General features: G+C 71.7%; 6 protein-coding genes. 4 read left to right on the top strand and 2 right to left on the bottom strand.

The annotated features are described in order from the left end of the window. The 4 genes from G3N18_RS15375 to G3N18_RS15360 all read left to right on the top strand — a co-directional run. A partial coding sequence (locus G3N18_RS15375; RefSeq protein WP_230404238.1) for an energy-coupling factor ABC transporter ATP-binding protein occupies positions 1-1,110 on the top strand: 1,110 nt, incomplete at its 5' end. Continuing rightward, complete coding sequence (locus tag G3N18_RS15370; RefSeq protein WP_196385131.1) at positions 1,107-1,916, top strand: CbiQ family ECF transporter T component; 810 nt, start codon at positions 1,107-1,109, stop codon at positions 1,914-1,916. The genes G3N18_RS15375 and G3N18_RS15370, both read left to right, overlap by 4 nt. A 60-nt stretch (positions 1,917-1,976) precedes the next feature. After that, positions 1,977-2,864 (top strand): siderophore-interacting protein, encoded by an 888-nt coding sequence (locus G3N18_RS15365; RefSeq protein ID WP_196385130.1) that lies wholly within the window; start codon positions 1,977-1,979, stop codon positions 2,862-2,864. Next, positions 2,864-3,457, top strand: a complete 594-nt coding sequence (locus G3N18_RS15360) for an ECF transporter S component (protein WP_196385129.1) — start codon at positions 2,864-2,866, stop codon at positions 3,455-3,457. The genes G3N18_RS15365 and G3N18_RS15360 overlap by 1 nt, the downstream gene beginning before the upstream one ends. A gap of 277 nt (positions 3,458-3,734) precedes the next feature. On the opposite strand, the gene G3N18_RS15355 is transcribed toward G3N18_RS15360, so the two are convergent. Beyond that, positions 3,735-4,898 carry an acyl-CoA dehydrogenase family protein gene (locus G3N18_RS15355; RefSeq protein ID WP_196385128.1) on the bottom strand — a complete coding sequence of 388 codons (1,164 nt, stop codon included), beginning with the start codon at positions 4,896-4,898 and terminating at the stop codon, positions 3,735-3,737. A gap of 127 nt (positions 4,899-5,025) precedes the next feature. Further along, positions 5,026-5,726: M15 family metallopeptidase (locus tag G3N18_RS15350; protein ID WP_196385127.1), on the bottom strand; the 701-nt coding region annotated here is incomplete at its 5' end.

Here is a 5,726-nt window from a genome sequence, read left to right as displayed (position 1 = left end):
TCCGTTGCCCGCGGCGGCGCCGCGCCGGGGCTGGCCTCGCCGGAGCTGGCCGCGCCGGCGGGAGGGGATGCGACGCAGGGAGGGCCGGCGCGCCCCGAGGCATCCTCCGCTCGCTCCATCCCCTCCGCCCAGCACACCTCCGCCCAGCACACCTCCGCTCAGCACACCTCCCCCCAGCACGCCTCCGCCCAGAACATCCAAAGCACCCCGGCGCCGCTGATCCGGGTGCGGGGCCTGCGCACGCGCCGCGGCAAGACCGAGATCCTGCACGGCGTCGATCTCGACGTCGCCGAGGGCGAGTTCGTCGCGATCGTCGGGGCCAACGGCGCCGGCAAGACGACGCTGCTGCAGTCGATCGCCGGGGTCGTGCCCGTGCCGCGCGGCCAGGTGAGCATCGCGGGAACGGATGTCTCGCGCACCGATCTGCGCACGCTGTCACGCCGGATCGGGTTCGTGTTCCAGAACCCCGAGCACCAGTTCATCGCGCCCACCGTCTTCGACGAGCTCGCCCACGGCCTGCGGCTGCAGAAGCTGCCCGAGGACGAGGTGCGGGCGCGCGCCGACGACGTGCTGCGCCGCTTCGGACTCGACGACAAGGCCGACGTGCACCCGTTCTTGCTGTCGGGCGGGCAGAAGAGGCGCCTGTCGGTCGGCACGGCGCTCGTCGCCGGCGCCCCCGTGCTGGCCCTCGACGAGCCCACCTTCGGGCAGGACCGCGCCCGCGCCGACGAGCTGCTGGGACTCCTCCGCGACCTGAACAGCGACGGCACGACGGTCATCGTCGTCACCCACGACATGCAGCTGGTCACCGAATACGCGCACCGCACGGTCGTCGTCGGCGACGGTCGCATCATCGCGGATGCCTCGACCCCCGACGTGTTCGCCGACGAGACCCTGCTGCGTGCGGCGGGGCTGCGGCCGCCGCCGCTGCGCCGCGCGTTCGCGGGGCTGACGAGGCATCCGGAGTTCGCGGGAGTCACACGGCTCGCCGACCTCGCGGGGGTTGCCGAGGTTGCCGGGGTCGTGGACGGCGAGGGCGCGACCGGCGCCGCACTCGCACCCGCACCCGCCAGCGCGCCCACCCCCGCCCCCACCGAGGACCCCTCGTGAGCGCCGTCGCGATCGACCCGTACGCGACCGCCGCCCCGTCGGCGCGCGGACTGTACGGCCTGAACCCGCTCGCCAAGCTCGCCGCTCCGCTGCCCGCGATGATCGTGCTGGTGTTCGTGCGCGACCTCGCGACGCCGCTCGCCCTCACCGCCCTCGCCTATCTGGTGCTGCTGACGGGCGCGCGCCTCACCGCCCGGCTCGGCCTGCTGCTGGTCGTGGCGCTGCCGCTCGGCGCCGCGGTGATCGGCTTCGGCATGTCGCTCTGGGTCGATGCCTCGCGCGTCGACACCTCGGTGACGATCGTGCAGATCGGCGGCTGGAGCCTCTACGGCGGCGCCCTGATGATCGGCCTCGCCACCGGCGTGCGGCTGGTCGCGATCATCGCGCTGGCCCTCATCGCGGGCCTCACGAGCACCGGCCCCGACCTCGTGCGCGCCGCGGTGCAGCAGCTGCGCGTGCCCTACCGCATCGGCTACACGGCTCTCGCGGCGTTCCGGTTCGTGCCCCGGTTCGGCTACGAGCTCGAGGTGATCCGTCAGGCGCATCGGGTGCGCGGCGCGCACGGCGGGCGCGGGCCGTTCGCCGCCGCCGCCCGCTGGTGGGGCTACATCGTGCCCCTCCTCGCGGGCGCGATCCGGCACGCCGAGCGGGTGGCGCTCGCCATGGATGCCCGCGCCTTCGGCGCCCACCCCGACCGCACCGAACGGCACCTCGTGCCGTGGCGGGTGCGCGACGCCGTGTTCGTCGCCGTGTTCTGGATCGTGAGCGCCGGCATCCTCATCGCCTTCTTCCCCTGGACTCTCTGAGCCGCGATCCGGCCCGCTCGACTGCGCCACCCGATCCCGCCCGACCGAAAGGACACCCGCATGGCCCGGTCCTCCAGCCTCGTGAAGCCCGCTTCGCAAGAACTCCTGCGCCTCGAAGTACTGCGCACCGAGCGGCTCAGCCCGCACTGGATGCGCATCACCCTCGGCGGCGGCGAGATCGACCGCTTCGCGCCGATGGGCTTCGATCAGTGGTTCCGCCTCTTCCTGCCCCACTCGGGCGAGGGCGGCGATGAGGCGCTCGAGCGCATTCCGGCGAAGGCCAACAAGATCTTCGGATACCTGAAGTACCTGCGCATTCCCGACGGGGTGCGGCCGGTCATGCGCAACTACACGGTGCGCGCCTACCGCGCCGCGGGCGCGAGCGGCGGGCCCGAGATCGACGTCGACTTCGTGCTGCACGGGTCTGGCCCCACCGCCGGCCCCGCGTCGCGGTGGGCCGAAGCCGCCGCTCCCGGCGAGTCGGTCGTCGTGATCGACGAGGGTCTGGGGTTCAACCCCGAACGCGGTGTCGAAAAACTGCTGCTTGTGGCTGATGAGACGGGTGCGCCCGCCGTAGCCGGCATCTGCACCTCGCTGCCGTCGTCTGCAACGGGCGTCGCCCTGATCGAGGCGGCCTCGGCCGAGGATGTCCTGCCGTTCGACGCGCCCGCGGGCGTCGAGGTGCGGTGGCTGGTGCGGGATGCCTCGGCGAAGCCGGGTTCGCTCGCGCTCGCCGAACTCGAGAAGCTCGAGGCACCGGCATCCGACACGCACGCCTTCATCGTCGGGGAGCAGTCGCTGCCCACCGCCGCGCGCCGCCACCTGGTCGCGCAGGGTCTCGGCAAAGACCGCATCAGCTTCGTCGGCTATTGGCGGGTCGGCGCCGCGTCGCCCGCACCCAAGTCGGAACAGGCGAGACCCGCCGCGGCGACCGAGGGTGGCCACTGATGGGCCGCGCGACGACCGTGTACCTGCTCACGTGCGCCGCGATCGGCGTGGCGACGGGCCTGCTCATCATCCCCGCGACGGCGTTCTCGACGGCGACCTACGCGACGCTGCCACCTGTGTCGGCGCTCGTCGCGGGCGCGTGGGTGATCGGGTTCGTCGTCGCGATGCGACTCATCGAACGCCCCGGTGCGGCGGTACTCACCGGGCTGATCTCGGGGCTCGTCGCGACCCCGCTGTCGACCACCGGGCCCGCGATCGTGATCACGAACGTCATGTTCGCGGCGTTCATCGAGCTCCCGTTCCTCGTGACGCTGTACCGCCGCTGGTCGCGGGGGCTGTACTACGCGGGCGCGTCGCTGCTCGCCGCGTTCTACGCGGTGTGGACGGTCACCGCCGCCAACATGCAGGCCTTCCCCGTGTGGGTGGTCGTGCTCTATGTCGTGGCGCTGTTCGCCTCGGAGCTCGGCGCCGTCGCCCTCGGCCTCGTGATCGCCGACCGGCTGCGCGCCGCGGGCGTCGCCCGCCTCGCCCGTCGCCGCGGAAACGCGGCTCGTGGGCTCGGCCGCGGGGCCGGTCCCGCCGGTCAGCACTGACCTTCCGGGGCCCGGCGCCGGGTCGGGCCCGTTCTACCGGCCGCCGGCGCCCGCGGCCCGGACGCCGACCTCCCACCGCCTGAGCACAGCCGTGCCGGAGCAGTGCCGTGGCGAAAGCAGGGCGGATCGGCCCGCGAGCGGCTTCTGCGCCCCGAACCGGCCGGTTCGCCCTGCTTTCGGCACCACGCCGACAGCCGTCCACCGGAAACGACGGATGCCGGGGCTCGCGGCCCCGGCATCCGTTCTGCGCCTGCGACGAGCGCGCCTCACATGAGGGTCAGCGCTTGCCGACGATCTGGCGGGCGACGAGGTCGCGCATGATCTCGTTCGTACCGCCGTAGATGCGGTGCACGCGCGCGTCGAGGTAGGCGCGGGCGATCGGGTACTCGGTGATGTAGCCGTAGCCGCCGTGCAGCTGCACGCCCACGTCGAGCAGCTCGGCCTCGCGGTCGGTCGCCCAGAACTTGACCTTGGCGGCCTCTTCGGCGGTGAGCTTCTTCTCGGCGTAGAGCTCCATCGCGCGGTCGATGTAGGCCCACATCACGTCGACGGTCGTCGCCATGTCGGCGAGGCGGAAGCGGGTGTTCTGGAAGTCGGCGATGCGCTCGCCGAAGGCCTCGCGGCTGATGACGTAGTCGCGCGTCCAGTCGAATGCGGCCTCACCGGCCGCCGCTGCGGCGACACCGATCGACAGGCGCTCGAGGGGCAGGTTCATCATGAGCTGGATGAAGCCGAGGCCTTCTTTGCCGCCGATGAGGTTCTCTTCGGGAACGAAGACGTCGGTGAATGAGAGCTCGGCGGTGTCCCACCCGTGAAAGCCCATCTTCTCGAGCTTCTTGCCGTGCTCGAAGCCCTCCATGCCGTCTTCGAGGATCAGCAGGCTGAAGGCATCCGGCCGGTTGCCCTCACCGGTCTTGACGAAGGTGACGACGATGTCGGCCGTCTTGCCCGACGAGATGAACGTCTTCGCGCCGTTGACGAGGTAGCCGCCGTCGACCTTCTTGGCGGTCGTCTTGATGCCGCGGAGGTCAGACCCCGCGCCGGGCTCGGTCATCGCGAGGGCGCCGAGGATCTCGCCGGTCGCCATGCCCGGCAGCCACTTCTCTTTCTGCTCCTGCGTGCCCATGTGCACGATGTAGGGAACGGCGAGGTCGTCCTGAATGCCGAAGGCGCCGGCGAGCGAGCCCTGGCCGGCCTTGATGACCTCTTCGAGCACGATCGCGCGGAAGCGGTAGTCCTGCAGCATTCCGGCGCCGCCGAACTCTTCGGGAACGCTCAGGCCGATGATGCCCGCCTCGCCCGCGGCGAGCATGGTGGCGCGGTCGATCTCGCCGTCGGCCTCCCACTGCTTGCGCTTCTCTTCGGTGGCGTAGCGCTTCACGAACTCTTTGACGACGTCGCGGAACGCCTCGTGGTCCTCGTCGTAGATCTCGCGCTCCATGCTGCGCCTGCCTTCCGTGTCTCGTCGTCGAGTGTGTGACGTGGGTGGGATGCAATCCCAGCGTCTATGGTACTGGGTTTCACCCCGCGCGCACAGCGGACGAGAGCGATGGATGCCGCAGATTCGCTCAGTACGTCGGCGCCGCCGGCAGCCCGAAGAAGTCCTCGAGGGTGTGGAACCCGCCGTCGTGGTACACCTGCGCCAGTTCGGGGCCGATGTAGCGCAGGTGCCACGCCTCCCACTCGTAGCCGGTGATCGGGGTGTAGCCGTCTTCGTAGCGCACGATGAACCCGAACCGCCAGGCGTTGGCGGCGACCCAGGCGCTCTGCGGGGTGCCGCCGAACGATTCGATCGCGGCGCAGCCGCTGTTGCACGCGGTGATGTCGGTGGCGAGCCCGGTCTGATGCTCACTGAAACCCGGGCGGGCGCTCTGCAGGTCGGCCTGCTCGCGCCCCATCGAGCCGACGTAGCCGTTGTAGGTGCGCGTCTGCACGTCGTACGAGCGGTAGGCGCTGTTGAGCCCGATCGAGCCGGCGCCCTCGGCCGCTGCCGCCGCGACGAGCGCGGTGAGAGCGTCGGATGCCGCGGGCTGCAGCCGCCCGTCGACCGTGTGCGGCATGTTCGCGGGAGCGGTGACCTCGGCGGGCTCGAAGTCGACCGGCACGAGGGGCCGCTTCTTGTCGACGACCACCCACACTCGCCGCGAGTCGCTGAGGTCGACGCACGGCGCCGTGCCGCCGGCGACCGCGGCGCGGAACGCCGCCGCACCGCCGAACGCCGCAAGCACGTCGGCGTCGGAGCCGCCCGACAGCGCGGCCGTGACCGCCG

The organism is Microbacterium paulum, assembly GCF_015707995.1.
In the GTDB taxonomy this organism is placed as follows: domain Bacteria; phylum Actinomycetota; class Actinomycetes; order Actinomycetales; family Microbacteriaceae; genus Microbacterium; species Microbacterium paulum.
Note: the sequence above shows the minus strand (reverse complement) of the source record. Positions and strands in the feature narration are given on the sequence as shown.

Coding starts and splice junctions, on each gene's coding strand:
- G3N18_RS15355 (WP_196385128.1), bottom strand. CDS start 4,898: ATGGAGCGCGAGATCTACGACGAGGACCACGAGGCGTTCCGCGACGTC.
- G3N18_RS15360 (WP_196385129.1), top strand. CDS start 2,864: ATGGGCCGCGCGACGACCGTGTACCTGCTCACGTGCGCCGCGATCGGC.
- G3N18_RS15365 (WP_196385130.1), top strand. CDS start 1,977: ATGGCCCGGTCCTCCAGCCTCGTGAAGCCCGCTTCGCAAGAACTCCTG.